Origin of the sequence: Nocardia inohanensis NBRC 100128 (assembly GCF_001612945.1) — a bacterium.
In the GTDB taxonomy this organism is placed as follows: domain Bacteria; phylum Actinomycetota; class Actinomycetes; order Mycobacteriales; family Mycobacteriaceae; genus Nocardia; species Nocardia inohanensis.
In genome coordinates this window covers 137,580-164,314 of sequence record NZ_BDBK01000014.1, presented here as the reverse complement: position 1 = coordinate 164,314, position 26,735 = coordinate 137,580, and the positions used below count along the sequence as shown (strand labels likewise).

Below are 26,735 nucleotides of genomic sequence, written 5' to 3'. Positions count from 1 at the left end.
GAGCATGCGGGAATGACGAGGGGGTCAGCGGGCGCGGATCGGCGCGTCCTTGGCCAGGCCGGACCGGGTCTCCACCGTCACCGACAGTTCGGCCGGCGGTGCCTCGGCGTACGAGGTGAACTGTTCCAGCGAACCCCAGTCCCGGCCCCAGTCATCGTCCAGATAGGACGGAATGGTCTTGGACTTCAGCAACAGCGAGGTCCACCCCAGCGGCCCGCCGCCGATATCGTCCTGCCAGGCATTGGAGGCGTCCGAACCGACCCGGTCGGGCAGGATCCGCCACTCCGGCACCTCGGCGACCCCGTCCTTGTGATCGAACGGCCGCTGGCACGGGAACGCCAGCCCCACATGCCAGTCCTCCAGCACCGGAGCCTGCTCACCCACAACGGAATTCAGCGTCTTCAGCTGCGGCAACCGCGGCGGGGTGACCGCCAGCCACTGCCGCGGCGTGATGTCGGCGTCATTGGCGACCAGGCGAACCGAGTTGGCCCCCACCGGAATCTGGTCCAATGGCACCCGCAGGTTCCGCCAGGACGGGTTGGGCCCGATATCGATGGGCCGGATCCGCCCGACGTCCTTCATGTTCCCGTCGGCGTCCCGCGTCCCGTATTCGACGAAGAGATCCTGTCCATAGGTCTCGACACCGTCCTTGTTGAAGGATTTGATCCGCCCGGCCGCCGTCACGATCAGCACCCGGTACGCCGGATCGGCGCGCATGCTGTCGCTCGGATCCATCCGGTACCACTGGGTGGTGAGGGTCGCGACCTTCTGTTCGCTCGCGCTGTAGCTGCCCAGCACCGGTGTGGTGGCCGGGTTCAGCCCGAACGGCAGCGCCACGCTGGACCCGTTGACGCCGGTCTTCTCGGTGGTTCCGCCGCCGGTGCCCGCCCCGGTGGTGTTGGTGGTCTTGTTCTTCGAGTCCTCGTTCACCGAGTTCGCCCCGCCGGTGGTGGTCTCCTCGGCGTCGGCGGTGAGATCGGCGGCGACGCCGTCGGGGGTGAATCCGGTGTTCTCGGCGGACAATCCGTCGGCGTCGGAGCCGGTCCACGGATGCAGCAGCGACTGCTCGGTATCGGTCTCCACCAGCACGTCGTTGGCCAGCCCGCACGAATCACCGCCCAGCGACCGCAGATTCGATTCGGCGATGGAGTAGGCCGGGTACTGCGTGATCGCCGCCTTGGCCAGCGAGAGCACCTCGAACAGCACCAGCACCGCCGCCGCGATGGTGAGCGGCATGGTGGCGAACTTGTCGAATTTCCTTGGCGGCCCGGCATTCACGTAGGGTTCGCGATAGTGCTGCCACAGCGCGATCAGCAGGCACACCACGGCCAACCCGAGGAAGAGCGTGGAGAAGCCCTTGCCCGCGGCCAACGGCGCCTTGTCGTAGAACGGCACGCCGTAGCTGGAGACGTACCACCAGCCGTTGGAGCCGGTGAAGGTGATGGCCAGCAGGAAGAACACCGCCGCGGTGAACAAGGTCCGATTGCGCGGCGAGCGAATCCCGTTGGAGCCCACCGCGACCGCGGCCAGCGCCGCCACCGATCCGGCGAGGCCCGCGTACACGCCGAAGTGGTGCGTCCACTTGGTTGGCGTGAACATCATCAGGAACAGCGACATGAACACGATGCCGAGAATCCGCGCCGACGGCCCGCGCGAGGTGCCTGGAATGCGGCCGTTCTTGCGCAGCATGACCAGCACGCACACGCCCAGGCAGAGCAGCATGGCGAGAATGCCGAAGCGGCGGGCCAGCGAGCCGTCGGGGGAGAGCGAGAGCAGGGCGTCCCAGCGGGTGCGTTCGTCGAACCAGGCCACGTTCGGGCCGACCAGGGTGCGCACCCGGGTGGCCTCCATGACCGAGGCCAGGGTCTGATCGGCGAAAACGACCACGATGACCAGGGTTCCGGCGGCGATGCCCGGCAGCAGCAGCGCGCCGTAGCGCAGCACGGCCGAGCCGGGGCCGGACTTGGCGCGCTTCAGGATGACCTGGAGCACCGGCCGGGATCCGGCGACCAGTGCGGCGATACAGATCAGGCCGGTCGGTCCGGCGGCCAGTGAGAAGGCCGCGATGAGCACGCCCACCGCCGCCGGCAGCAACCGGCCGGTCGCGATCGCGCGCTCCATGCAGCACCAGGTCAGCAGCGCGCCCGCCGCGATCAGCGGCTCGGGGCGCAGGCCGTTGTCGTAGGGCATCCACGCCGCCAGGAACACCAGCGCGGCGGTCCAGATCGCCACATTGTCGCGGCGCACCCGAGCGCCCAGGCGTGGCAGCACTTCCCGGCTGATCACCAGCCAGCAGGTGATACCGGCCAGCAGCGCGGGCAGCCGCAGCCACGGGCTGGCATCGCTGATCCGGGTCATCCAGGCCAGCACCTCGTACGGCCAGCCGAACGGCGCCTCGGCGACGCCAGCCGAACGGCGCCTCGGCGACGCCGAACCAGCGGTAGTAGTTGGCCATGTACCCCGAATCCTTCGAGGCCCTGGCCATATTCAGGATGTAGCCGTCATCGGAGGTGTTCGCGCCGATGAAATGCCAGAGCAGCAGCGTGCCCAGCACCACCACATCCGCGATGCGCACCCGCCACCAGTGCGCGGGCAGGAACCGCCGGGCGCGGCGGCGGTCGGTGGTGTCCATCAGGTGCAGGGCCAGCAGCGCGTTCAGCGTGAACGCCACCGCGCCGATGATCGCGAGCCGCTTCAACCACGAAGGCGTGGTGCTGAATCGGGCATCGATGGCGACCTCGGCGTGCGCGCTCTTGATCTGTTCCCGGTTCAGATCGGTGAACAACCCGACCACCTGCGGCCGGCTGTCGCCGCCCACATGACCCTCGACCGGCGCGGTCTCCCCGGTCACACCGGTGACCTCGACGCGCGTCGCCGTCGAATCCGACGTGATCGACAGCAGCGCGGAGTCCGGCAATTTCGCGGTCGGCACGGACAGCAGCGGGATATTGCGCACCAGCACCGCGACGACGCGCCCCTGCTTCGGATCGTCCTCGAGCTTGACCACCAAGCCCTTGTCGACCGCCTTGCCGGAGGCCGCGGGCACGGTGGAGAAGACCATCCCGCCGCTCGGCAGCTCGCTGCCCGCCCACATCCGGGCGGGCAACCGCACATCCATCGACAGCGGCACATACGACACCAGCGGCGCCTCGACGCTGGTCGTATCCCCTTGCGGCCAGGTCAAGGTCGGCCGATCCTGCTCGACCGGCAGGATCGGCGTGATCACCGCCAGCAGGAATCCGAGAAGCCCGGAAACCAGGGCGATGAGACGGAGGCGGTGAAACGCTCGGGTGTCTTCGCGCACGGTCCCCGACTCTATTCCGCCTCTCCGTGACTTTTGCGCACGGCCGGGTGCCGTCGCCGGTCTCGCATGCGTGCCTGCGATTTCGAGCAACCCGATTCCGGGCGTACCCGGGGAGTTACCCGCACCTCACGACAACAGTTGTCCAGGTGGGTTCGCTTCGGCTATAGGGGGTTCGGGGGCTTGCCCCCGAACGTTCTTTCTCTTCCCCGGGACCGGGGCGGTGGCCGTCCGGGCGGAACTCGGTCAGGATGGTGGGTATCCGTACTGGGCGAGGGGCCGGGCCGGAAGACGAAGAGGAACCATGACCGAGCTGCGACCTGGTGAAGTGCTGGCCGGGTATGTGATTCAGCGGCGGGTCGGTGCCGGGGGTTCGGGCGTCGTATATGCGGCGCGGCATCCACGCCTGCCCCGGCTGACCGCCCTGAAGATCTTGAAACGTGATGAATACGCCGGCCACGAAGGGGTGTGGCGGCGCTTCGAACGTGAGGCGGATATCGCCGCGCACTTCGACCATCCGAATATCGTGCAGATCTTCGACCGGGGGGTCGCCGAGGATCAGTACTGGATCTCCATGCAGTATGTGGATGGGGTGGACGCCGGTGAGCTGCACGGTATTTCGCCCGATCGGGCGCTGCGTCTAGGCGGCGAGATCGCGGGTGCGCTGGACTACGCCCACGGCAAGGGCGTACTGCATCGCGATGTGAAGCCCTCCAATATCCTTGTCGCCGAACCGGACAGCGGCCGGCCCGAACGCGCGCTGCTCACCGACTTCGGCATCGCCCGGCTGCGTGACGAGACGACCAAACTCACGCAAACCGGAAACATCTCCGCGACTTTCGCTTTCGCGTCACCGGAACAGGTATCGGGCAAGCCGGTCGGCCCGCACTCGGACCAATACTCCTTGGCCTGCACGCTTTTCGTGCTGCTCACCGACCATCGGCCGTTCAAGGCCGACAATCCGCTGGGCTGGGTGCACGCGCACACCCAAGAGGATCCCTTGCGGGTCAGTGCGGTGCGGCCGGATCTGCCCGCCGCGCTGGATCCCATCCTGGCCCGAGCGCTGGCCAAGGATCCGGACGATCGCTACCCCACCTGCGCGGAATTCACCGATGCCGCATTGGCCGCCTACTACTCCGACCCGGCGATCGCGGTCACCGCGCCCGCGCGCTTCGTCCCGCCGACGCCGTCGCGCCCGGGCTCGGCGTGGGCGATCGGCGGCGGCCGAAAGTCGCTCCGGCAGCGCATTTTCCGTCATCGGGCCGTGATTCCGGTGGTGGTCGCGGCGGTGCTGGCGGCGGGCGTCGGCATCGCGCTCGCACAGCGCGACACCACCTCGATACCGGACGGTGGGGCCGTTCCCGCGAAGTTCCTCGGCACCTGGCTGGCCACCGAAGGCCAGACCAACTACCGCCTCACCGTCGAGCAGGGCAAACCACAAGACTCCATCATGTCCAGCATCGTGGACGGCGTGCTCCCCAACGGCTCCCCGTTCCACTGCGAGTTCGCCGCGCCGCTGGATCAGGTTCCCGCGGACGGTGATCGCGTGCTCATCGGCCAATCGCAGATCGTCACCCGCGAACCCGCGAATGCCTGCCGCGCCAACGCCCCCACCACCTTGAACCTGCTCTCCGACGGCCGGCTCAGCCGCAAAACCGATGTGAGCGGACTGATCACGTACACCCACGTCGAGGACGTCGCGAAATCCTGGGGCACGGACGCGCCGATCGCCCAGGCGTTCCCGACCCTGGTCGGTCAGCTCTCCGCGGCGGGCCGCTCGGTCGGCTGGCAGGGCGCGAGCTGCCAGAAGCGCGACCCCACCACCACCGACGCCCCCGCCACGCTGGGTTCGCATCGCATCGTCTGCAATGCCGAGGACAACAGCGGCCAAATGCGTTTCGACCTCTTCGATTTCGGCACCCGGCCCGGCCGTCCGATCGCCGACCTCTTCTTCACCGGCACCGCGCCGGCCCAGACCCGCACCCACCCCGACGTGGCCGGCGAACTGACCGTCACGACCACACCCGGCATCGATCCCGCCAAGGACCGTGACACCGACGCCCAGCGCATCTACACCGCCGTCACCTTCCCCGACGGCGATCCGCGCTCCCGCTTCGTACTGGTCCTGCGCTGGCCGGGCCACACCGTCGACAACACCCTCACCGACTGGCTGGCCCGCGCCCCGCTGAGATAACCGCTAGAGCTGCCCGCGCACGTCCCACAGCCAGACGCCGTCCACGTAGGTGGCGGGAATTCCCAGCAGCTGATCGACGGTCAGGCGCAGCGTGTCGCCGTTGTCGGTGGGCGGCAGTACCACCACGTCGGCCTTCCAGTACCGCAGATCGGCCCACGCCTGATCCTTGGCGGCCTGATCGACGATCGGCACCTTGTTGGCCTGCTGCGCCTTGATGAGCAGGCTGGCGGTGGGCCGGTCGTCCGGACCGTAGCGGCCCTTCTTGTCCACCCCGGTCGGGCCGACGAAATAGCCTCCGGCGAGCGGGAATCCGAAGTCGGCGTCGGCCTGCCAGCGCAGCGCGCGGGCATCCGGCGGCGTCGGCGGCGGCGCGATCACCACGGATCCACCCGAAACGTACTGCCGCACCGTCCCATCGGCGAAGAAGCCGGGGGTGGGTGCGCGCTGCACCACGGGCAGGATGGTCGGGGTGACGGTGAGCAGCGCGAAGCCCAGCGCCGCGAACCACGCCAAAGGCCGCCAGTCCGTGGCGGATGCACGCCAGTACTCCAGCGCCCGCTGCGTCGCCACCGCCAGGATGAGCGCGATCGCCGGAATCGCCGCCATGGTGAACCGTGACTCCAGCACCGAATTCAACAGCGGCACTTCCTCGAGCCACTTCCATGGCAGCGCGATGCCGGTGTCGTGCTTGCCGATCATGAGCTTGGAGCCCAGCGACAGCACCGTGAACGCCACGATCACCGCCGCGGCGGCCCGCACCACGCGTTCACGCCACATCAGCACCGTGGTGACCAGCACGACCAGCAGCAGCGGCCAGCCGAAGTAGGAGTTCTCCTCGGTCTCGTTGATGCTCACGTTCTGGCCGTGCGAGACCAGCCCGCCCAGGGATTCGGACGGGAACTGGAACAGCGCCTTGAGATCGTTGCCCATCGGACCGTGGTCGATGGAGCGGTAGGACTGCGGCCCGAAGAACTGCCACCACAGCGGAATCTCGGTGAAGGCGATGGTGATCAGCGCGGCCAGCAGCACGGTCGGGGTGATGGTGCGCAGCGCCCGCAGCCCGATGCGCGGGGAGTGCAGGTAGTAGACGACGGCGAACAGGCCGAAGGCGAGCGCGAAGATCAGCAGCGGCTCCTCGCCCAGCGCGATCTGCAAGGCCACCAGCAGGCCGAGCACGAAGGCATCGCGATTGCGGCGGGCCTTGCGGCGTTCGGGAGTGGTGCCCGCGCGCTTGGCCATCCGGATGATCTGCAAGGCGATCAGCGGCAGCAGCATCAGTGCGACGAAGTTCGGGTGCGCGTTGGCGTGCGAGATCATGGCGGGCGCGAAACCACAGAACACACCACCGATGGCGGCGGCGAACCTGGACTGCACGACCTGGCGGGAGAACAGCCAGTACCAGGCGAAGGCGGTGCCGAACAGGCCGAGGGTGAGCACCAGCACGAAGGTGACGGTGGGCCCGAACAGCAGGGTGACGGGGGTGAGCGGCACGCCGACGCCGAACATGGCGGTGTTGGCCATCATGTTCACGCCGTCGGGATAGTTCTGGAGGTTGGTGCCGAGCGGGTTCTCCAGGTGCGCGATCTTGTGGGCGGTGACCGCGAAGAACCATTCCCACATGGTCTGGTCCTGGCCGCTCTTGATCAGATAGCCGCGGTCGGTGTGCAGCCACTGGCCCGACAGCACCAGCACCGCGAGCGACAGATAACCGGTGGCGACGATGAGATCGGCGCGGGCGCTACGGACACGCCGAAGCACCCGTTGCGGCGTGTTCAGCCGTGGGGGTGAGGTTTGCGTTGTTATGGTTCGATCGAGAACCTTTACCGCCGAGTCGCTTTCGATGCGATCGGCCTCCCACCCCTGTGTCACAGATAACTCCTTGCCTTCACAATCAGCGGCCCACGCTACCGGGTTCCACTGAGATTGCACTGGCAAGTGCCTGAGTTATCCACAGAAACGTGGAGTTATCCCCAAAAATCGACCGATTTCTGGGGATAAGTGATCCATGTCTAGTTACCTGGTCGAGACTTTCACTTCCGTACCACCAACGTGAACGGGCCGATCTCCGTGCTGGTGAATCGCGCATCCTCGAACAGGCGCTTGGGGAACGACACGGTGTACCGCTTCACATTCGGATCGTTCGGGTACACATCCTCCGCCAGCCGCAGCGTGTACTCGTCGCCGGAACGCCGGAACAGGAACGCATCCGGAGCCCGCCACGGCGAATGCTCCAGCGCCGACACCAGTTCCGCCGGGCTCTGCAACTGCGACCACCGCTTGATCTCCGCCGCACGCCCCGGGAAGTCCGCGAGCGGGTTGGCGTAATGCGAAGTGAGCGACTGGAATCCGTAATACGGGTACACGGCCAGGAAACTGGTGTCGGCGGTCAGTACCACGGTCGCGTCGCGCGGACGCCCGGTCTGCTCCAGCAGTTTCGCGTCGATGGCCGCGTAATGCGATACCGCCGACGGCGGGCGCTTGTCGGCGCGCTGACCGTTGCCGTCGGTATCGGTGTACGCGGTATTGATCTCGGTGTTCAGCACCTGCGGAATCTCCTGGGCGAACGCCACCGCGCCCACGATCGCCACCGCACCGGCCGCCAGCCGGAACCGCGCCGGCTCGTTCAGCACCTGGTAGACCGCGCGCGCACCCTCCGCGAACCCGAACACCCCGGCCGCGCCCAGCAGCGCGTACAGCGGGGCCTCCAAGCGGAAACCCAGCAGCGTGGTCCCGGCCGCGGTCGCCAGCATGGACAGCAGGCACCACAGATAGACGGCCAGCACCCCGATACCCAGCGCCTGCGCACGCCGCGAGCTGCCCGCGCGCACCACCAGCCAGATCAACCCGAGCAGGCAGAACGCGCCGGCCAGCGAGAAGTCGAACATGGGCAGCGGCAGCCGCGAACCCGCCTCCGGCAGATAGTGGAACGCCGAACCACCCGCGAAAGACGCCTTGCCACTGAGGAAATCGAGCAGGAACGGCGTCCACACCGTCAGCGCCAACAGCCCCGCCACCAGGCCCATCGTGATGAGCCGCGCCAGTATCGGCCGCAGCACGGCCCACCCGCCCGGCACCCGAGCGCCCGGCGTGCTCGCATCACCGGTCTGCCCGCCCGAGGTGCTCCGCGCCGCCGCATCCCGATGATGTTGTGTGCGCAGGGCCCCATGACGTTCGCGCAGCATGAGCACGGCCGCGATGACCGCCATCAGGCACACCGTGAACACCGCGAGCCCGAAGTACAGCGTGTAGAACGACGCGGCCACCCCGAGGAAAAGCCCCGCACCGATCACCGCGCCCCACCCACCGGCGGTGGACGGCTCGCGTTCCACGGTGTCGGTCGTGGACGCATCGACTCCCGGCGCGGCGAGCACGGACCGCAACGCCAATTCGGCCGGGCGGTACAACGCACCCCAAGCCAGCAGCAGCGCCGGACCGAGCAGCAGCACCAGCACCGCGCTGTACGCCTCGGGCGCACCGTAGGCCAGCGTGACCGCTGTGGTCGCGGCGGCCACGGCCACCGCCCAGTCGGCGCGAATCAGGTTGGACCACAGCACGAGTGCCACCACTGCCGCGACCGCGAGCACCAGGATCGCGTACGGCTTGAACGCTTCCCACCCGGCCATTCCGGTCAGGCTCGCGAAACGTCCACCGAACCAGAACCATCCGCCCGGATAGAACGGCGGCAGGTCGATGTAGTTCATATCGTGCAGCGACGCGCTGTCGGTGAGCCGCGTCAAATACTGCGTCCGGAACTCCTGATCCACGGACATGCCGAACAGATACAGCTTGGTCGCCGCGAGCGGCATCCCGAGCGTGACGGTCACAAAGGCCGAAATACCGCCCCAGGACAGCAGTTTCGACAGCCACCGCCACTTGTGGTGCCGGATCAGCACGACCGCCACCACCAGCATGGCCAGCGCGCCCACCTGACCCACCGTGGTCAGCGCCTTCGTCACATGCGAGGCATTGAACGCCGGCCACTGCACCCGCGAGAAGGCGAACAGCCCGACCCCCGCCACCACGGCGGCGACAACGGCCGCGAGCACGGCCTCACCAAGCGCCCCACCGGCCTGCCGCACCAGCACCGCCGCCCGGCCGCCCGATTCCCGCTCGCTCATTCGCTCTCCGCCTCCGGATTCGCTCCATGGACCGTCTGCCGCTGCGAAGCCTAGTACCGCCGCAGCGCTACCCCTGGCTCCGTCTTCCCCGCACGTTCCCGTCCGTCATCCCGGCGTGCTTTTGGCCGGGATCTCCCCGGCAGCCAGTGAGATTCCCGCCAAAAGCACGCGGGAATGACGGGGGAGGTGCGCATACGCGACGAGCGGTGGCCGCAGGGCCACCGCTCGTCACTTACTGTCTCGTCTCGCCTAGACCGGCAGGCGGCGGAAGATCGGGCGCGGCACGTGCCGCAGGATCGCCATCACGAAGCGGATGGGGCCGGGGACCCAGACGATCTCCTTGCCCTTCTGCGACGCCGCCACGGCCATCGCCGCCACGTCTTCCTTGTCGACGGTGAGCCCGTTCTCCTTGGCGTGCGCGGAGAGCTTGGTGCGCACCATGCCGGGGCGAATCACCGTGACGCGCGGACCGAACGGAGCCAGCGCCTCGCCGAGACCCAGGTAGAAGCCGTCCAGGCCGGCCTTGGTGGAGCCGTACACGAAGTTGAAGCGGCGCACCCGTTCACCGGCGACCGAGGACATGGCCAGGATGCGGCCGAAGCCCTGCGCCTTCATCTTCTCGCCGATCAGCACGCCGACGGAGACCGCCGCGGTGTAGTTGATCTCGGCCATCATGACGGCCTTGCGCTGGTCCTGCCAGAAGATCTCGCCGTCGACGTCGATACCGAAGGCGACGATCGCGACATCCACATCGCCTGCCGCCCAAGCCTGTTCGATGACCTTCGGGTGGCTCTCGGTGTCGAGCGCGTCGAAGTCGACGACGGTGACCTCGGAGGCCCCGGCCGCCTTCATGGTGGCGACGGCGTCCTCGCGCAGCGCGTCACCGGGCAGCGCGGCCAGCACGACGCGCGCCGGGCCCTTCTTCAGGTACTCGGCGCAGATCGCGAGACCGATCTCCGAGGTGCCGCCGAGCAGCAGAATGGATTGCGGGTTCCCTACCGCATTGATCACTGGAGCTCCAGCCTTCTCGCCATATCGGACATGAAAACGCCTGTGGGATCGACACTTCGGCGGATCTTGATCCACTCGTCGATCCGGGGGTACATCTGGTGGAAGGTCTCGGCGTTGGTGCGCGAATCCTTCGCGGTGTACAGCCGGCCGCCGAACTCCAGCACGCGGCGGTCGAGATCGGTGACGAGCTCGTTGAGACCCGGCCGAATCGGGAAGTCCACGCAGATGTTCCAGCCCGGCATGGGGAAGCTCAACGGAGCCGGGTTACCCGCGCCGAACAGCTTGAAAACGTTGAGCGCCGAAATGTGCCCGGACGCCTGGATATCGATGATGATCCGCTTGAATTCGTCGACGGCCTCGGTCGGAACGACGAACTGGTACTGCAAGAAACCGGCCGAACCATAGACCCGATTCCACTCCGCGATCATGTCCAGCGGGTGATAGAACTGCGTCAGGTTCTGGATCTTGCCGGTGTAGTTGCCGCCCATGGCGTAGTACGCCTCGCCGACCGCGCCCAGCGTCAGCCGGTTCGCGGAGAAACTCGGGAAGATGTTCGGCACCGTCATCAGCTGCGGCGCATCGAACTTCAGCGGGTTCTTCTGCTTCTTCTTCGGCAGCTCGTCGACCTTGGCCAGGCGACCGCGAGTCAGGCAGGCGCGCCCCAGCTTCGGCTGCGGGTTCATCACGTCGAACCAGGCGCTCGAGTACGTGTAGTTCTCTTCGCTGCCGTCGCTGTGCACCGCGATGGTCTCGTCCAGCGTCGTGGTCTTCACACCGTCGTTGATGAAGTACGCCGACTCGGTCGGGATCATCTCGATGGTGGCGCGCAGGATGATGCCGGTCAGCCCGTTGCCGCCGACGGTCGCCCAGAACAGCTTGGCGTTCTTCTTCGGCCCGATGGTCTGCACCTTGCCGTCGGCGGTGAGCAGATCCAAGGTCCGGACGTGATTGCCGAAAGAACCTTCGCTGTGATGGTTCTTGCCGTGGATATCGGAGGCGATGGCGCCGCCGATGGTGACCTGCCGGGTACCGGGTAGCACCGGAACCCACAGCCCGAACGGCAAGGCCGCCTTCATGAGCTGGTCCAGGCTGACGCCACCGTCCACGTCGACCAGGCGTGAATCGCGGTCGATGCGGTGGATGCGGTTGAGCGCGGGCATGTCGATGACCAGGCCGCCCGAGTTCTGCGCGTGGTCACCGTAGGAGCGGCCGAGGCCGCGCGCGATCACGCCGCGGCGCAGGTGCGCGGGCTTGGAGTCGTTGTCCTCGGCGACCATGGCGACCGCGCGGGCGATCAGCTCGGGGTCACTAGTGGAGAGGACTTCGGACGTGGTGGGTGCGGTGCGACCCCATCCGGTCAGCGTGCGAGTCCGCGTCGGCAGTTCGAAGGAGCCGGTCGACGCTGAGTCCGCACCATCGCTCGCCGAGCTGGCGGCGGCTTCCGTGGTGGTCTGAGCTTTCGTGGACATCGGCATAGAGGCTACAGGCATAACCCGCTCGCGGCTTGTGTCCTCGGTCCCGGGCGCTACCCTCTGGAGTTTGTGACCGCGGAACCGCATCTGCCCCTCCCGCCCGAGCTGCCTCTCGTCGACGAGCCGGGTGGGACGGACGTCGATCTGAAGACCCAGATCATCCGGTTCACGCTGACCGGCGGGTTCTCGGCGATCATCGACTTCGGCCTGTATGTGCTGCTGATGAGCGTGGTGGGGCTGCCGCGCGAGGTCGCCAAGGCGATCAGTTTCATCGCGGGCACCACCACCGCGTATCTCATCAACAGGCGTTGGACGTTCAAGGCCGAGCCGAGTCGCAAGCGTTTCGTGGCGGTTGTCGTTCTCTATGCGGTGACATTCGCGACGCAGGTCGGACTGAATGCCGCGGTGGACACGGCCTTGCCCGACCTGCCGTTCACGCTGGCCGGTCACACTTTCAAGCTGTCGATTCTGATCGCGTTCGCGGTCGCCCAGGGCACCGCGACCGTGATCAACTTCATCGTCCAGCGGGCTGTGATCTTCAAGATCCACTGACGCCGGCGGAGGGTTGCTAGGAGTCGACGAGGGCGCGGGACTCTTCTTTCGAGTGGAAGTAGTCGCCGCCCTTGGCGCGCACATTGTCGGTGCCCCACTGGCGGGACTCGCGCTGGGCGGGCACCAGGTGCGGGATGTGTTTGCGGCAGTGGATGTATGCCTCTTCGACGTCGACCACCACCCAGCGTTCGGGGATGCGCCCGCGTTCGTCGGGCGGCAGGTCGGGTACGCAACGGCGCATCAGGGTGTCGTCGACTATGCGCGCGGTGCCGTTGATGTGCAGTCCGATCAGGTCGCGCACGAAGTCGATCATCAGGATGCCGATGTGCGGGTTCTCGAGCAGATTGCCCAGCGAGGCCAGCACCCCGTTGCCGCGATACTCGGGATAGGCGAGCGTGCGATCGTCGATGACGTGCAGGAAACCGGGTTTGCCGGCGCGGAAGCTGGAATCGCATTCACCGTGTTTGTCGGCGGTGGCTATGAAAGCCATATCCATCCGGCGAATGAATTCGATCATGTGGTCGTTCAGGCGATCTCGCACTTGATCGTTGTAGAAGCGTTCCGCCCGTTCTTCGGTGCCGTAGCGCTGCTGTAGTTCGCGTTCGCCATCGCTGCCGTTTCTGATACCGGGCATCGTGCACCCCTCGGGTAGCTGAACACCAGATGGAAGAGGCTCGGCCACGAATCTCGGCCATCCGAAATGCTATACGGTTTAACTATTTTCGTGTGGCGAATGCGTGAACCGCCGCATCGTCCCAGGTAAAGGATGGTCGACTGGCGAAGGTCCAAGCTTCCCGAGCGAGGATCCTCCCGAATGAAATCTTTCACAAGGGACCTAAGTCGCTTAGCTGCGGGGATGCTGCCGAGCGGTTCGCGGCCGGGCGCGGCGAGTTCCCTAGGGGGCGGGCGTTTTTCGCAATCCTGGAAAGTCCCTTTTGCAAACTTTGTCCGGGTATTGCGGAGCGTCATCCCCCTAGCGAACGTCGATCTCTACTCACATGGGCGCGGTGATGGTGGCGAAGTATTGCACCGCCGCCAATATCGCGACCGGCGCGGTCACCAGCAGTTGCCCGGCGATGGCGCCCAATGCGCCGACGGCCATGATGCCGCCGAGGCAGCCCGCTACCGCCGCGGGCAGGAACGGGCCGAACAATCCGACGATGGTGGCCGCAGCCACGGTGGTGGCGGCGATGCCGCCGAGCACGCAGCCGACGGCCGCACCGCCGACGCCGCCGATCAGCGCGCCCATCGAAACCCCCAGGCCGACAGTGGAGACCAGTCGGTTCCAGGCGGCGGTCTCGCGCTGGTACGGCGTCTGGAATCCGGCCGAATCCTCGAAAGGCAGTGCGACAGGAGAGTAGACGGCGTGTTCGCGATCCAGCAGCGGGGTGAGGGTCGCGGTGCGATCGGAGACGGCGGCCGCGATCGGGAACGTGAAATCGTCCACCCGGAAGCTCATTTCGGCCTGCGCCAGGGTGTCGTGGCCGGGGGATTCGATGGTGAGCACCCCGTCGTCCACCCTGATCGAACCGTCGTCGATGCTGATGACGGCGCTATCGCCGAGGGTGGTCGCGGTGAAGCCGATCCCCGGCGCATCGGATGCGGCCACACCGCCGGTGTCAGCCGACGCGCCGGATGCCGGACCGGCGGCGCACCCGCCGATGGCGACCAGCACGGCGAGCACGATCACTTTGAGTCGCATGGTCTTTCCTTCAATCCAGCAGTGCGAGCTCGGCCACCACGACCCGCGCCACGGCCACCTGGCCGGCGGGGGTGAGATGCACGCCGTCGGGCTCGAACAGCCGCCGTCCGGTTGTCGGATGGGTGACGCTCAGGGTGTCGATCACCACCTCGGGTCGCATCTCGAGTACGGCCGCGGTCTCTTCGTGATCCTTTGCGCGCCAGCTGATCCGGGACGCCTGGAACGGCGGGAACTGCGCGATCAGCGACTCGTCCATATCGGTCGGGGTGAGCCAGACCCAGCGCGCCTCGGGGGCCTGCGCGCGCAGCAGTTCGAAATTGCGAGCGGTCTCCTCGGCGCTGACCACCCGCTCGCCGTCGGGGCCGAGGCGCTGGGCGTCGTTCGCGCCGAGCTGGCACAGCACCCAGTCGGGGCGCTGGAGGCGAAGCGCTCCGGAGTTCTTCAGGATCTGGGTGGTGGTCGCGCCCGCGATCGCGGTGTTGGTGAACGTGACGCGGTCATCCGGTCGCGCCGATTCCAGCAGGTGCCGCAGGATTTCGAACCACGACAACCGGTCCGCGGTGCTGCTCTCGCCGAGCGCCACCACCCGCTCGCCGGGTGCGAACGGCAGGCGGTCCACCTGTTCGGCGATCTCTGGTTCGGTGAGCAGATCGGCCGCCGCGGCGCGGGCTTGATTCTCCAGATCCTCTCGCAGGGAACGGTATTCCTCCGGCTCGAGCCCGAACAGCGCGGCGATGTGCGCCTCGTCGATCCCGTACAGGTACGGCAGTGACAGTTCGGGCTTCTGGAATCTGACCAGCTTGGCGGCGAGGTCGGGGTTCATGGCTACTCCTGGATAGGTGTTGGGGCGGAGACGTATACGCGCCAGGGGAATTACGCGCGCGGCAGGCGGAAGCCGGCGACGATCAGCCACGCCATTCCGGTGAACCGGGCGATGGGCAGCAGGAACGCGGCGGTGGTGAAGGTGAGCGAGACGGTGGTCAGCATGGCGATGAACGCGATGCCCAGGCCGATGCGGAACAGCCACGGCCCGAACATGTTCCGGGCCTGCGCCGCGAGTGCGATGCCCGCGATGAGCAGGCCGGTGGTCATCACGTTGGCGGGGCCGCCGAGCAGAAAGGCGAGGGTGTGCAGGGCGCGTACCGTGCTCGGATCTTCGGTCACCTCCGGCACCGTCAGTACCCAGCTGACCACCCCCGAGCCGAGCAGGAACACCGTCGCGAGCGCGCCGCCGAGCGCGGTGAGCGCGGTGCCGAAGTCGTCGCCGAACTTGCGCAGTCGTGAGCCGGCGGTCGCGGCGTAGAGGGCGAGGGGGATGGCGGCGGCGTATTGCAGCACCGCGCCGGTGCGGACGGCCGAGGGGTGGTCGCGGAAGTAGGCGAGGGCGTCCCGGGCCTCCCCGAACGGTGACGGAAACGGGCTTCCGCCCGCACGGACGGTGCTGATGAGCAGCCCCGCCACGAACAGCCCGGCCGCCGCGGCGCCGAGTGCGCCGAGCGGGGGTTCGAAGGGGCGGGTGGGGCGTTCGATCGGGTATGCGGCTGCGATGGCCATGGCAATCCATTCTCAGAAGTGAATCATTCTGTTGGGTGAACGATTTCCTGCTGTGTACGATAACCCCGTGACCGATGCCGAGCAAGAGGGTGAATCGCAGCCGCCCCCGCGGCGGCCGAGCTGGCTGCCGCCGGCGGATCCGAACGCGCCGCGACCGCAGCGCCCCATGCGCGCGGCGGGGTTCCAGCTGGCCCAGCTCGGTGGGCTCGCGAGTCAGCGGTTCGCCGAGCGGGTCGCCGAAATCGGGCTCACGCCACCGGAAGTCGGCATCCTGCGGATGATCGCGAGCGAACCGGGGCGCAGTCAGCGCTCACTCGCCGCCGAACTCGGGGTGGTGCCGAGCCGGGTGGTGGCGCTCATCGATCCGCTGGACAAGAAGGGCCTGATCGAACGCCGCCGCAGTGTGACCGATCGCCGCAATCACGAACTGCATCTGACGGTCGAAGGTGGCAAGCAGCTGGGCCGTCTCGCCCAGGTGGCCTTGGCCCACGAAGCCGATCTCTTCGCCGTCCTGACCGACACCGAATACGACCAGTTCGCTGCCTTGCTCGCCAAATTGGCTGCGGCGCAGCAGCTCACGCCGGGAGTGCACCCGGGGTACCAATCGCTCCCGTAGGAGCGAACGAGATCAGTGTGGTTGCGTCGCCTGGGTTAGCGGGCTTTGTGGGTTAGGCGGGGGTGGTCGAGGATGATGATTGTGCCTCGGCCTAGGTGGACTATGCCCTGGTTTTCGAGGTCGCGTAGGACTTTGTTGGCGGTGGCTCGGGTGGTGCCCGCCATCGAGGCTAGGTCTTCTTGGGTCAGGCGAATTTCTGGTGGGGCGCTGTTGGGTTCGCGGTAGACGGTGGCCAGGTGGGCTAGGCGGCGGAGGACTCGGGTTTCTACGGGGAGGTAGAGGGCTTCCAGGACCGCGGCGGAGAGGCGGCGGACCTGGGCGGCCAGGGAGGTGGTGAGGAAGCGCTCCACCTGGGGGTGGTCGGCTCTCAGGCGCTCCAGTTGGGTGCGGTTGAGGGTGAGGGTTTCGGCGTCGGTGACCGCGACGATGGTGGCGGTGCGGCGGGCGTCGGGGCTGAGCAGTGCTTGTTCGCCGAACATTTCGCCGGGGCCGAGGATCGTCAGGGTGGCGGTGTGGCCGAGGGGAGTGGTCACTCGGACTACCAGGCGGCCGGACATGATCAGGTGGACGCAGTCGCCGGGGTCGCCTTCGTGGCAGACGATGTCGCGGCGGCGGAACTTCCTGGGGGTGCAGGCGGCGATGAACTGGCGCTGTTCGGGGGGTGAAAGGCCGTCCAGCAGTTCGAATTCCATCATGGCGGTCCTCCCGTCACCGCAGAGCCGTCAGCCGGTACACGGTGACCGGGCGGCTCTTGCCCTTGATATCGAAGTCGCCGAGGTTCTCGACCTCGGCGTGGGGTCCCAGTCGCTGCCGGGTGAGCGGGCCCACCACCACGGTGCCCGGTTCGGCCAGTCCCTCGAGCCGGGCCGCCAGGTTGGTGGTGTCACCGATCGCGGTGAAGTTGCGCATTTCCCGGGCGCCGACATTGCCGACGATGGCGGGGCCGGTGTTGACGCCTACCCGGAACATCGGCCAGTCGCCGTGCGCGGTTTCGCGGACCGCCGCGGTCGCGCGTTGCAGGGCGAGTCCGGCGCGCGCCGCTCGCAGGGCGTGATCATGTTGGCGCACCGGCGCATTGAAGATCGCCATCACCGCGTCGCCGACGAACTGCACCACGGTTCCGCCCTCGGCGAGGATCTCCGGGACGATCGCGCCGTAATAGGTGTTCAGCATGCGCATGACCTGTGCCGGGCCCGCCTTCTCCGCGAACGGCGTGTATCCGCGCAGATCCGCCATCAGCACGCTGACCTCGTGCACCTCGCCGCCCAGCCCGGCTTGCGACGGGTCGGCCAGCAGCGTGGTCGCCACCTGCGGGGACATGTAGGAGCGGAACAACCCGTCCAGCTGCTGGTACAGCCGGGCGTTCTCCAGCACGACCGACGCCTGCGCCGCGAACGAGCGCGCCACCGCGTGCTCGGCGGGGGTCAGCAGGCCGGGGCGGACGAGTTCCAGGACCCCGGATTGAATTCCCTTGACCAGCAAGGGGAATGCGAAAGCGGCCGCATCGGGCGGGCCGCCGTCGGCGAAGACCAGGTGTCCGCCGCGCATGATGCCGATGCGGACTCGATCGCGGTCGAAAGCCGAGCCCGCCAGCTGCTGGATCTCGGTGAGGAGCTGGTTCTCACCGCGAATCACGTTGGCGCGCTCGCCCACCGCGACGAGCGCGCCCAGCCGGCGGACCTGTTCGCGTTCGTTGCCGAGCGCTTGCGCGGCCTGTTGCAATACCGCGACCTGGCGTTCGGTGAGGCCGAAGCGGCGGGCCAGGTGCTGGGCGGCCGCGCCCAGCGGATCACCGGGGGCGATGCCGCCGGTGGCGCGCTGGTCGAGCGCGGAGACCATCTCCTCCAGAGCGCGGGCGTAATCACGCTGGATGGCGGCGAGGGTGCTGCGCTGGGTGATGCTGTCGAACAGGCCGCGGGTGGAGCCCTCGCGGCGGAAGCTCAGGTGGGCGCTGACCGCGATCAGGATGAACGCGACGCCCAGCAGCACATGCCACTCCCACCAGGAGACGCGCCAGCTGCGGCCGAAGCCGACGGCGAAGAGGGCCTCGGCGAGCAGGATGAACGCGGTCAGCACCGAGAGCAGGACGGTCGCGCGATTGCGCAGGTAGATCCAGATGTAGCAGGCCGCGGCCACCAGGTAGCAGGCCGCGCCGACGAAAGCCGCTGCGATCAAAGGACCTTGGGCTTCGGAGGGGTCGGGGACGGCGTCGAAGGGCGGGACGCGGGTGAGCGAGAGCAGCGCCCAGCCCGCCATCAGGGTGAGGGGCAGGGCGGCAAGGATTTCGGTGAAACGGTGCGCCCGCGCGGTGGGCCCGTACTCCACCACCGAAGCCAATGCCGCCAGCCCGCCCAGCACCATACCGACCGGAACCGCGACAGTGAAGCCCACATTCGGGGTCGACAGGATGACGCCGGGGGTGGCGAGGGCGTGCAGGCCGAGGAAACCGGCGTTCAACTGGAACACCAGCGAAACCAGGATCAACCGCATATCGCGATGCGCTCGCGCCGCCCGCAACAGCAGGATGCCGAGCGCCAGCGCCACCGCGGCCGCCCCGAGAATCAACCAGAAATGCAGGCCCCGATGCTGGAACTCGTGGTCCAGCTCCGGATGCGAAACCAGCAGCCACAGCCCCGCCGCGGGCAGTGCGACATGCACCGCCCACAGCGCGACCCGAATCATCGACATGCGATCGTCTCCCCCGGAACCGGGTGGCTCAGGCGGGCGAAAGCGTCACCGGCACGCCGTTGAACACGGCATTCCCGGACGGCGCGTCCACCAGCGAATCATCGGTCAGCACATTGGCGTTCACCCCGGCATGGGCCCGCGCCACCTGCTGCGTACTGTCACCGTGCCCCCACCCGTGCGGCAGGCTCACCACCCCCGGCATGATGTCCGCCGTCGCCTCCACCTCCACGGTCACCGTCCCGGCGGCGGACTTCACCACCGCCACCCCGTTCAACCCCAGCCGCAGCACATCCTCGGGGTTGACATGCAGGGTGCATCGATTCGACCCGCCCACCAGCGGCGGCACATTGTGCAACCAGCTGTTGTTGGACCGCAGCTGCCGCCGCCCCACCAAAACCATCTCCGGAGCCTCCACCGCCAGCCGATCCCGCAGCCGCGCAACATCATCCAGCAACTGCGGCGGAGCCAGCTCCACCTGCCGCGACGCCGTCAACAATACGCCCGGCAACCGCGACCGCAACGGCCCCAGATCCACCCCGTGCGGATTGTCCAGCAGCACTTGCAAGTTCAGTCCGCCCGGTGGCGGAACGCTCCCCGCCGATCCGGTGTCGCCGGTCGCCCTCCCGAGGTGCGGGCCCTCGGCCGCCGCGTCGGTCGCAGTTCCCGTGGTGCCGTGGGTTTGGGTCGCGGTCGGTGTGGCGGGCGCTCCGGCGGCCCATTCCCCGTAGGGGCCGAGGCGCAGCATCAGGTCGATGCGCTGCTCGGTGGTGTTGTCGCCCAGCAGTTCCGCGCGGCGGTGGGCCATTCCGGCCTTGTGCAGCGTGCCGGCGATCACGATCTCGTCCACCATGGTGAGCGGGTCCAGGCCCTCCTGGGGTTCCTGGCCGGAGACGGCGAGGGCGAGGCGGGCGATCACTTCGGCTTCGGAGAGCTCGCCGTCGGCCAGCGGGACCAGCGGGCGCGAGTAGCGGGCGTAGTTGTGGACGGCGAAGTTCAACAGGGCGAAGTCGTAGTGCGGGGCCTGGGTGATGCGGGGCGGGGGCAGGATCACGTCGGCGTGGCGGGTGGTCTCGTTGAGGTAGCGGTCGACGCTGACCATGAACTCGAGATCGGCGAAGGCCGTGTCCAGCCGCGCGCTGCTGGGGGCGGACAGCACCGGGTTGCCCGCCACGGTGACCATCGCACGGATCCGGCCCGCGCCCGGGGTGAGGATCTCGTCGGCGAGGGTGGCGACCGGGAATTCGCCCATGGCTTCGGGGAGTTCGCGGACCCGGCTGGTCCAGCGGGCGGTGCGGAACGGGCGGGTGCGCACGATGCCGAGGGCCGCGCCGGTGGGGAACATGGCGCCGCCGGGGGAGTCCAGATTGCCGGTGAGCACGTTGACGACATCGACCAGCCATTGCGCGACCGTGCCGAATTCGGCGGTGCAGGTGCCGATCCGGGCGTAGACGGCGGCGGTCGGTGCGGCGGCCAGTTCGCGGGCCAGGCGGATCACGGTCTCGGCGGGTACGCCGGTGCGCTCGGCCACCACCTCCGGGGTGAAAGGCGCTGCGGCGGCGCGTACTTCGTCGAGGCCGGAGACTGCGATACGCACGGTCGTCAGGTTCTCGGCGAAGAGCGTGTGCACGATGCCGAACAGCAGGTAGGCGTCACTGCCGGGGCGGATGAACAGGTGTTCGTCGGCGAGTTTGGCGGTGCGGGTGCGGCGCGGGTCCACCACCACGAACCGGCCGCCGCGTTGCTTCAGCGCCTTCAATCGTCCCGGGAAATCCGGTGCGGTACACAGCGATCCATTGGATTCGAGCGGGTTCGCGCCCAGCATGAGCAGGTAGTCGGTGCGATCCAGATCGGGTACCGCGACGGTGAGCGGATCGCCGAACATGAGCCCGCTGGCGACCTGCTTCGGCATCTGGTCCGCGGTGCTGGCGGAGAACAGGTTTCGCGTCGCCAGCGCGCGGATGAGCAGCGGCACGTACAGCGCCCCCGCGACCGTGTGCGCGTTCGGATTGCCCAGGTACAGCCCCACGGCCTGATTCCCGTACTCCGCGCTCACCTGCGGCAGCCGCTCGCGGATCACCCCGAACGCCTCGTCCCAGCTCGCCGCGCGCCAGGTATCGGTGGCGCGATCGCGAATCATGGGTGCGGTCAAACGATCCGGGTCCTCGTCCAGGTGGCCGAGGGTGGCTCCTTTCGGGCAGATGAACCCCCGGCTGAACGGATCGGCGTGGTCGCCGCGTATGGACCGGATGTGATCGTCGGCGTCCAGGGTGAGTTCGAGCCCGCACACCGCCTCACACAGCGGGCAGGTGCGCAGCAGGTTCCGGCTGCTGTCCGTGGCATGGGTCATAACCAATGATCGCGCGTCGGCCCCGGAGGTGAAACACTTCCGCATCAATGCCCCGAATGTCGGTGCGCTGACACTTCCCGCGTGCCGGCGCGGACAGACCCGCGCCGCCCCCGCGACCAGGCTTGCCGTATGCGGTTTCTGGAACGGACACAAGCACTCGAGGCGCTGCGGACGGCCTGGGCGGACGTCGCGGCGGGCACCTCATCGGTGGTCGCGCTGACCATCGGCGGCGAACCGGGATTGTTCGTGCGGGTCGCCGCGCCCGGCCCGGACGGCGATCCGGCCCGCGCGCTGCCCGAACTCACCGGACGCCAGCAGGACGTACTGGATCTGGTCTGCGCGGGCCTGACCAATGCCGAGATCGCCGAGTACCTGGTGCTGTCGGTGCGGACGGTGGACCACCACGTCTCGGCCGTGCTGCGCAAGCTCGGCGTCGCCAACCGCCGCGCGGCGCGGGCGCAGGTGCTGGGCCGGAATCCGGGGCTGCCCGCGCACGCCCCGAGACGGACCGTGGCGCAGCCGCATTCGCGCGCGCTGCGGGTACTGCGCAGCGCGTAATGGAACTACGTTCCGAATTCATGCGTTTCAGCAATTAATTCGCAACGTTTACCACCGGATACGACAAAACCGCGGGTGCCGGGGAGCACTCGCGGTTTTTCGCGTTATTCAGAGCTGGAGATCAGGAAGCGATACGAGCCGCCTGCGGAGCGCCCTTGGCCGCGGCGCGAACGGCGGCGGCGATGGCCACCACCGGAGGCACCCAGCGCGCCTCGTGCGGGGCGACGCCCCAGCAGGCCGCGCCGGCGGCCGAAATCTGAGTCGGCGGCAGCGGGATGCCCGCGCCGTCGGTGTGCACAACAGCTCCTGCGGCGCGCAGCGCCTCGATCGCCATGGCGGCCTTGGCCAGGCCGGTCACCAGGTGAATCTCGCGGCGCTCGGCGCCCGGAATCTCGATGATCGGACCGGTGAGGTCGTTGGCCCGCAGGAACCGACGGATGAAAGCGGCGGTGTCGCCGGTGACCTCGATACCCGAGATCTGCTCGTCGGTGATCAGGCAGATGCCGTTGGCGGTTTCGTTGACCGTCCAGCCGCGCTGGATGTACTCCTGCGCAGATTCCTTGACGGTTGACGAAAGCGTCGTACGCACTGGTTTCTCCATTCCCCGGTAGATCTTTGTCCTGCTCTGTGCGGGGTATCGCAACCAGACGTTCGGAGCGTTACACGTTCTTTTTCGATCGGGTCTGGTTTCGGCTCCTGTCGAGACGTCTTGCGGCGAATGAGACCGGTTCGTGCTCGTGTCACATTTGCGACGAGATCGCTGTGCGGCGGTCACTGCCTGCGATAACGCGCGCCCGCACGGACGCGACGCGGGCGGCGGGCCCGCGCGCGGTTCGACCGCCGGAAACCGGGAAGTGTTCTAGAACACACCGCGCCACTCTGCCGCCGTGCGGCGGAACCGGTGAGACTGCACACGGCCGAAAAGGTCTGTGGGAGAGGAGTGCGTCGGCATGACCGACCAATCGGGTGGGAACACAGCGGAACTCGGGGAGTTCGAGGAGTTCGAGGCCGAGGGACGGTGGGCCGCCTTCAAGGAATCCGCCGCCCGGCGCATGTCCCGGCGGGCCGCCGAAGAGGGTGAGGAACCCGAGACGCCCGTCGAACCCTTCGCCAGCCCAAGCGCTTTCGGCTCCTGGAGCGTGGACGCCGCCCGGGCGCTGCTGGATGTGCAGTTCCACCGCTCGGCCACCCGCACCCTGCTCCCGCTGGCCTATCTGCTGGGCCTGTCAGGCGCTTTCGCCATCCCGATCACGGGAACCGTACTGCTGTGGCGGGTTTCGGCCGTGCTGGGCATCGCTTTCGCGGTGATCTTCGCGATTCCGCTGGGCCTGACCATCGCCGCGGTGGTGCGCCTGCTGCTGGAGTTCGTGCTGAACGCGTCCCGGCTGGCGGGACGGGTGGAGCACATCGCGGATATGGCCGACGATCTGTTCCAGGCGCTCTCGGATGTGGCGGAACCGGTCAACCAGCTGTCGAAAGATGTTCAGGCGGTGCAGTTCTGGCGCTTCCGCCGCCGGTCGTCCGGGAAATAACCGCTGGAAATCGGGCATCATATCCGGCCTTTTGCTTCGCGCGTGCATGGATCGCTGAGTTCTCCTGTGCAACAATGCGAATCGCACACTGGTATCAGGGGGATTGATGGCACTACCGCAGGGGATAACCGGATCCACCATGCCGCGGCGGCAGCTCGGCAGACAGCTGCGTGACCTGCGCAATCGCGCACGCATGACCACGCGCGTGGCCGCTCAGCGGCTGGAATGGTCCGAGGCCAAGATCTGGCGCATCGAGACCGGGCAGACCTCACTACGCAGCCTGGACGTCGAGGCCATGTGCCGGATCTACGGCGCTCCGGAGGATGCCATCGCCCCGCTCACGGCCCTGGCCCGGGAGACCAAGGCGCGCGGCTGGTGGACCGAGTTCAGTGATGTCATCGACGAGGGGTACGAGGTCTACATCGGTCTCGAGGAGGCCGCGGCGCGGCTCACCACCTACGAGAACGAGCTGATTCCCGGGCTTTTGCAGACCGAGGGGTACATGCGGGCGGTGCTGGCGGGCGCGTATCCGGGCATCACCGCCGAGCAGATGGATCGCCGGGTGCGGGTGCGCACCGCGCGCCAGGCCCTGCTGTCCCGGCCGGATTCACCGCTCCAGGTGGATGTGGTGATCTCCGAGGCGGTGCTGTGGCATCGCATCGGCGGCGACGAGGTCATCGTCGGTCAGCTGGAGCGGCTGCGCCGCCTCGGCGAGCTGCCGAATGTGCGCCTGCGCATCGTCCCGGCGGATTGCGGCTATCACCACGGCATGGATGCCGGACGCTTCGTGCTGCTCGAATTCCCCAGTGCCGCAAATGAACCCACCGAACCGCCGGTGGTGTACGTGGAGTCGCTGACGGGGTCGTCGTACCTCGACAAGGAACATGATGTCGAGCGCTACAAGGAAGCCTTCGCCGCGGTCACCTCGATCGCCGTGGACGCACTTCCCATGATCGAAACCATGCGCGCTTCGGTGTAACCCACCTCGTCATTCCGGCGTGCCTTTGGCCGGAATCCGCACGCTCACTGTGGATCCCGGCCAGAAACATGCCGGGATGACGGGCGGGTCAGTGCAATACCTGCTCCAGCACCGCCCGATGCGTCGGCACGGCCTGGCTGTGCAGCTCACGCCCCTTTTCGGTGAGGCAGACGAAGATCGCCCGCCGATCCTCGGTACACAGCGAACGCGCGACCAGCCCGTCCTTCTCCAGGCGGGCGACCGCCCGCGACAGCGCACTCTGACTCAAGTGGATGTCGGCGGCGAGATCGCTCATCTTGTAGTTCTCCCCGCCGGCATCGATGAGCCGGTCCAGGGTCTCGAATTCACTGAGCCCGAGGTTGTGGCGGCCTTGCAGTTCTTTTTCGAGAGCGCACGAGGTCGTCGCGTGCCGGGCGAGCAGATCGCGCCACTCGGCGACCAAGCCAGTGGGTTGCGTGAAATCCACGGACGAGGCGACAGCGCTCCCCCTCTCGGCGCTTGCTGTCGACTTCGGCATGGCCGCCATCTTAGTGCGCGCAAGCAAACCATGCAACCGCATTAAATGCTTGTGCATTTGATGCGCGTGCATGTACTGTCCACTCTCGTGACTTCGACCGAAACCTTCCGCCCTTCAGCGGTCGCCGCTGACTCCTCGCAGTGGCCGATTCGGCTCTGGGGCATGCTCATCACCCTCTGCATCGTGCTGTTCCTGGACGGCCTCGACGTGTCGATGATCGGTGTCGCCCTCCCCTCCATCGGTACCGAACTGAACCTCGAGACCTCCACCCTTCAGTGGCTGGTCAGCGGATACGTCCTCGGCTACGGCGGCCTGCTGCTGCTGGGCGGGCGCACCGCGGACCTGCTGGGCCGGCGCAAGGTCTTCCTGATCGCCCTCGCGGTCTTCGCGATCGCTTCCCTCGCGGGCGCCCTGGTTAGCTCGGGCCCGCTGCTCATCCTGACCCGCTTCATCAAGGGCCTGGCCGCCGCGTTCACCGCGCCGACCGGTCTGTCGATCATCACCACCAACTTCCCCGAGGGCCCGGCCCGCAACAAGGCGCTCTCCATCTACACCGTGTTCGGTGCGGGCGGTTACTCCATGGGCCTGCTCTTCGGCGGCTTGATGACCGGTCTCGGCTGGCGCTGGACCTTCCTGCTGCCCGTCCCGATCGCCATCGCCGCGCTGATCGCCGCATTCCAGCTGGTGCCCAAGGACAAGCCCGCCGAGGAGGGCGGCCACGATCTGTTCGGCGCGCTGCTCTCCACCGCCGGCATGCTGCTGCTGGTCTACACCGTGGTCTCGGCCCCGGAAGCCGGCTGGGCCTCGGCCCGCACCATCGGTTCCTTCGTCGCCGTGGTGGTGCTCTTCGCCGCCTTCGTCTACGTGGAGAACAAGGTCAAGTACCCGCTGGTCCGCCTGAGCATCCTGAAGAAGGGCTCGCTGGTCCGCGCCAGCCTGGCCATCATCGCGGTCGGCGGTTCGTACTTCTCCTGGCAGTTCATCACCACCCTGTACCTCCAGGACACCCTGGGCTGGTCGCCGCTGAAGCTGGCCCTCGCCCTGCTGCCGGTCGGCCTGCTGGTGGTCGCCTCCGCCTTCGTCAGCGACAAGCTGGTCGATCGCTTCGGCACCGGGCCGATCATCGCCGTCACGCTGGTGGTGATGGCGGTGGGTTACCTGCTGTACCTGCGCCTGGACACCGCGCCGGCCTACCTGACCATGCTGCTGCCCGCGGTGCTGCTGGTCGGTATCGGCTGGGTCGGCTTCCCGGCCATCAATATTCAGGCCACCAGCGGTATCGAGGACGACGAGCAGGGTCTGGCGGCCGGCGTGCTGCAAACCGCCATGCAGGTCGGCGCGGCCATCGTGCTGGCGGTGACCACGGCCATCGTGACCTCCGGCGCGCACACCGACCGGAGCCCGCAGGCCATGCTCGACACCTACAAGCCGGGCCTGGAATTCGCCGCCGGGGTGGCTATCGTGGGAGCCCTGGTCGCCCTCTCGGTCTACCTGCCCAAGCGGCGGGTCAAGGCCGCGGAGTCGGCCGAGGATCGCGAATTGGAGCTCGTCGGCTGATCCGCAGCAGCCGATGAAAGCAGGGCCCGGGGACACT

Annotated in this window: 20 protein-coding genes and 1 pseudogene; 7 read left to right on the top strand and 14 right to left on the bottom strand. The window is 67.7% G+C overall.

Going from position 1 to position 26,735, the window contains the following annotated elements; translation table 11 throughout:
* Nucleotides 1-24: 24 nt before the first annotated feature.
* Nucleotides 25-3,319, bottom strand: a pseudogene (locus NI1_RS39950) (arabinosyltransferase domain-containing protein).
* 286 nt (nucleotides 3,320-3,605) lie between these two features.
* Here NI1_RS39950 and NI1_RS26375 point away from each other — a divergent pair.
* A complete protein-coding gene (locus NI1_RS26375) occupies nucleotides 3,606-5,495 on the top strand; it encodes a serine/threonine-protein kinase (protein WP_084523721.1) in 1,890 nt (629 codons plus the stop codon).
* A 3-nt stretch (nucleotides 5,496-5,498) separates the two neighbouring features.
* Here NI1_RS26375 and NI1_RS26370 read toward each other — a convergent pair whose 3' ends face one another.
* The 4 genes from NI1_RS26370 to dprE1 all read right to left on the bottom strand — a co-directional run bounded on the left by NI1_RS26370 (nucleotide 5,499) and on the right by dprE1 (nucleotide 12,099).
* Complete coding sequence (locus NI1_RS26370; RefSeq protein ID WP_067826031.1) at nucleotides 5,499-7,337, bottom strand: DUF6541 family protein; 1,839 nt, start codon at nucleotides 7,335-7,337, stop codon at nucleotides 5,499-5,501.
* A gap of 188 nt (nucleotides 7,338-7,525) precedes the next feature.
* Nucleotides 7,526-9,613 (bottom strand): galactan 5-O-arabinofuranosyltransferase, encoded by a 2,088-nt coding sequence (locus tag NI1_RS26365; RefSeq protein ID WP_084523719.1) that lies wholly within the window; start codon nucleotides 9,611-9,613, stop codon nucleotides 7,526-7,528.
* 249 nt (nucleotides 9,614-9,862) lie between these two features.
* Nucleotides 9,863-10,624: a decaprenylphospho-beta-D-erythro-pentofuranosid-2-ulose 2-reductase gene (gene dprE2, locus NI1_RS26360; RefSeq protein WP_067825788.1), complete on the bottom strand. Its 762-nt coding sequence runs from the start codon at nucleotides 10,622-10,624 to the stop codon at nucleotides 9,863-9,865.
* Nucleotides 10,621-12,099 carry a decaprenylphosphoryl-beta-D-ribose oxidase gene (dprE1, locus tag NI1_RS26355; protein WP_084523718.1) on the bottom strand — a complete coding sequence of 493 codons (1,479 nt, stop codon included), beginning with the start codon at nucleotides 12,097-12,099 and terminating at the stop codon, nucleotides 10,621-10,623. The genes dprE2 and dprE1 overlap by 4 nt, the downstream gene beginning before the upstream one ends.
* A 66-nt stretch (nucleotides 12,100-12,165) precedes the next feature.
* On the opposite strand from dprE1, the gene NI1_RS26350 reads away from it, so the two are divergent.
* Nucleotides 12,166-12,648 carry a GtrA family protein gene (locus tag NI1_RS26350; RefSeq protein ID WP_084523716.1) on the top strand — a complete coding sequence of 161 codons (483 nt, stop codon included), beginning with the start codon at nucleotides 12,166-12,168 and terminating at the stop codon, nucleotides 12,646-12,648.
* Between the two features lie 16 nt (nucleotides 12,649-12,664).
* On the opposite strand, the gene NI1_RS26345 is transcribed toward NI1_RS26350, so the two are convergent.
* The 4 genes from NI1_RS26345 to NI1_RS26330 all read right to left on the bottom strand — a co-directional run bounded on the left by NI1_RS26345 (nucleotide 12,665) and on the right by NI1_RS26330 (nucleotide 15,904).
* Nucleotides 12,665-13,282, bottom strand: coding sequence for a pyridoxamine 5'-phosphate oxidase family protein (locus tag NI1_RS26345; protein WP_067825785.1), 618 nt, complete (start codon nucleotides 13,280-13,282; stop codon nucleotides 12,665-12,667).
* Nucleotides 13,283-13,642: 360 nt separating this feature from the next.
* The gene (locus tag NI1_RS26340; protein ID WP_067825783.1) at nucleotides 13,643-14,350 is read right to left on the bottom strand and encodes a DUF8020 domain-containing protein; all 708 of its coding nucleotides are present in this window, start codon (nucleotides 14,348-14,350) and stop codon (nucleotides 13,643-13,645) included.
* Nucleotides 14,351-14,360: 10 nt separating this feature from the next.
* The gene (locus tag NI1_RS26335; RefSeq protein WP_067825781.1) at nucleotides 14,361-15,173 is read right to left on the bottom strand and encodes an SGNH/GDSL hydrolase family protein; all 813 of its coding nucleotides are present in this window, start codon (nucleotides 15,171-15,173) and stop codon (nucleotides 14,361-14,363) included.
* Nucleotides 15,174-15,223: 50 nt separating this feature from the next.
* The gene (locus NI1_RS26330; protein WP_067825779.1) at nucleotides 15,224-15,904 is read right to left on the bottom strand and encodes a hypothetical protein; all 681 of its coding nucleotides are present in this window, start codon (nucleotides 15,902-15,904) and stop codon (nucleotides 15,224-15,226) included.
* Between the two features lie 67 nt (nucleotides 15,905-15,971).
* Here NI1_RS26330 and NI1_RS26325 point away from each other — a divergent pair, with 67 nt between their 5' ends.
* The gene (locus NI1_RS26325) at nucleotides 15,972-16,520 is read left to right on the top strand and encodes a MarR family winged helix-turn-helix transcriptional regulator (RefSeq protein ID WP_245663406.1); all 549 of its coding nucleotides are present in this window, start codon (nucleotides 15,972-15,974) and stop codon (nucleotides 16,518-16,520) included.
* A gap of 35 nt (nucleotides 16,521-16,555) precedes the next feature.
* Here the strand turns inward: NI1_RS26325 and NI1_RS26320 are convergent, their stop codons facing one another.
* From NI1_RS26320 to NI1_RS26310, 3 genes are read right to left on the bottom strand one after another with little or no spacing between them, the layout of a single operon-like run.
* Nucleotides 16,556-17,215 (bottom strand): Crp/Fnr family transcriptional regulator, encoded by a 660-nt coding sequence (locus NI1_RS26320; RefSeq protein WP_067825777.1) that lies wholly within the window; start codon nucleotides 17,213-17,215, stop codon nucleotides 16,556-16,558.
* 13 nt (nucleotides 17,216-17,228) lie between these two features.
* Entirely contained in the window at nucleotides 17,229-19,208 is a 1,980-nt protein-coding gene (locus NI1_RS26315; protein WP_067825775.1) for an adenylate/guanylate cyclase domain-containing protein, read from the bottom strand.
* Nucleotides 19,209-19,236: 28 nt separating this feature from the next.
* Complete coding sequence (locus NI1_RS26310) at nucleotides 19,237-21,555, bottom strand: molybdopterin-dependent oxidoreductase (RefSeq protein ID WP_067825773.1); 2,319 nt, start codon at nucleotides 21,553-21,555, stop codon at nucleotides 19,237-19,239.
* A 129-nt stretch (nucleotides 21,556-21,684) separates the two neighbouring features.
* Here NI1_RS26310 and NI1_RS26305 point away from each other — a divergent pair, with 129 nt between their 5' ends.
* Nucleotides 21,685-22,113 (top strand): helix-turn-helix domain-containing protein, encoded by a 429-nt coding sequence (locus NI1_RS26305; RefSeq protein WP_067825771.1) that lies wholly within the window; start codon nucleotides 21,685-21,687, stop codon nucleotides 22,111-22,113.
* 121 nt (nucleotides 22,114-22,234) lie between these two features.
* Here the strand turns inward: NI1_RS26305 and NI1_RS26300 are convergent, their stop codons facing one another.
* Complete coding sequence (locus tag NI1_RS26300; RefSeq protein ID WP_157535355.1) at nucleotides 22,235-22,714, bottom strand: hypothetical protein; 480 nt, start codon at nucleotides 22,712-22,714, stop codon at nucleotides 22,235-22,237.
* Nucleotides 22,715-23,063: 349 nt separating this feature from the next.
* On the opposite strand from NI1_RS26300, the gene NI1_RS26295 reads away from it, so the two are divergent.
* A complete protein-coding gene (locus NI1_RS26295) occupies nucleotides 23,064-23,645 on the top strand; it encodes a DUF4282 domain-containing protein (RefSeq protein ID WP_067826021.1) in 582 nt (193 codons plus the stop codon).
* 106 nt (nucleotides 23,646-23,751) lie between these two features.
* The gene (locus tag NI1_RS26290) at nucleotides 23,752-24,624 is read left to right on the top strand and encodes a helix-turn-helix domain-containing protein (protein WP_067825769.1); all 873 of its coding nucleotides are present in this window, start codon (nucleotides 23,752-23,754) and stop codon (nucleotides 24,622-24,624) included.
* 88 nt (nucleotides 24,625-24,712) lie between these two features.
* Here NI1_RS26290 and NI1_RS26285 read toward each other — a convergent pair whose 3' ends face one another.
* Complete coding sequence (locus NI1_RS26285; RefSeq protein ID WP_067826019.1) at nucleotides 24,713-25,141, bottom strand: MarR family transcriptional regulator; 429 nt, start codon at nucleotides 25,139-25,141, stop codon at nucleotides 24,713-24,715.
* 87 nt (nucleotides 25,142-25,228) lie between these two features.
* On the opposite strand from NI1_RS26285, the gene NI1_RS26280 reads away from it, so the two are divergent.
* Nucleotides 25,229-26,698: an MFS transporter gene (locus tag NI1_RS26280; protein ID WP_245663405.1), complete on the top strand. Its 1,470-nt coding sequence runs from the start codon at nucleotides 25,229-25,231 to the stop codon at nucleotides 26,696-26,698.
* The last annotated feature ends 37 nt before the right edge of the window (nucleotides 26,699-26,735 follow it).

Bases quoted from the DNA above. Each gene is read 5' to 3' on its own strand.
- NI1_RS26375 (WP_084523721.1), top strand. From the start codon at position 3,606: ATGACCGAGCTGCGACCTGGTGAAGTGCTGGCCGGGTATGTGATTCAG.
- NI1_RS26365 (WP_084523719.1), bottom strand. From the start codon at position 9,613: ATGAGCGAGCGGGAATCGGGCGGCCGGGCGGCGGTGCTGGTGCGGCAG.
- dprE1 (WP_084523718.1), bottom strand. From the start codon at position 12,099: ATGCCGATGTCCACGAAAGCTCAGACCACCACGGAAGCCGCCGCCAGC.
- NI1_RS26345 (WP_067825785.1), bottom strand. From the start codon at position 13,282: ATGCCCGGTATCAGAAACGGCAGCGATGGCGAACGCGAACTACAGCAG.
- NI1_RS26340 (WP_067825783.1), bottom strand. From the start codon at position 14,350: ATGCGACTCAAAGTGATCGTGCTCGCCGTGCTGGTCGCCATCGGCGGG.
- NI1_RS26335 (WP_067825781.1), bottom strand. From the start codon at position 15,173: ATGAACCCCGACCTCGCCGCCAAGCTGGTCAGATTCCAGAAGCCCGAA.
- NI1_RS26330 (WP_067825779.1), bottom strand. From the start codon at position 15,904: ATGGCCATCGCAGCCGCATACCCGATCGAACGCCCCACCCGCCCCTTC.
- NI1_RS26320 (WP_067825777.1), bottom strand. From the start codon at position 17,215: ATGATGGAATTCGAACTGCTGGACGGCCTTTCACCCCCCGAACAGCGC.
- NI1_RS26315 (WP_067825775.1), bottom strand. From the start codon at position 19,208: ATGTCGATGATTCGGGTCGCGCTGTGGGCGGTGCATGTCGCACTGCCC.
- NI1_RS26310 (WP_067825773.1), bottom strand. From the start codon at position 21,555: ATGACCCATGCCACGGACAGCAGCCGGAACCTGCTGCGCACCTGCCCG.
- NI1_RS26305 (WP_067825771.1), top strand. From the start codon at position 21,685: ATGCGGTTTCTGGAACGGACACAAGCACTCGAGGCGCTGCGGACGGCC.
- NI1_RS26300 (WP_157535355.1), bottom strand. From the start codon at position 22,714: ATGGAGAAACCAGTGCGTACGACGCTTTCGTCAACCGTCAAGGAATCT.
- NI1_RS26295 (WP_067826021.1), top strand. From the start codon at position 23,064: ATGACCGACCAATCGGGTGGGAACACAGCGGAACTCGGGGAGTTCGAG.
- NI1_RS26290 (WP_067825769.1), top strand. From the start codon at position 23,752: ATGGCACTACCGCAGGGGATAACCGGATCCACCATGCCGCGGCGGCAG.
- NI1_RS26285 (WP_067826019.1), bottom strand. From the start codon at position 25,141: ATGCCGAAGTCGACAGCAAGCGCCGAGAGGGGGAGCGCTGTCGCCTCG.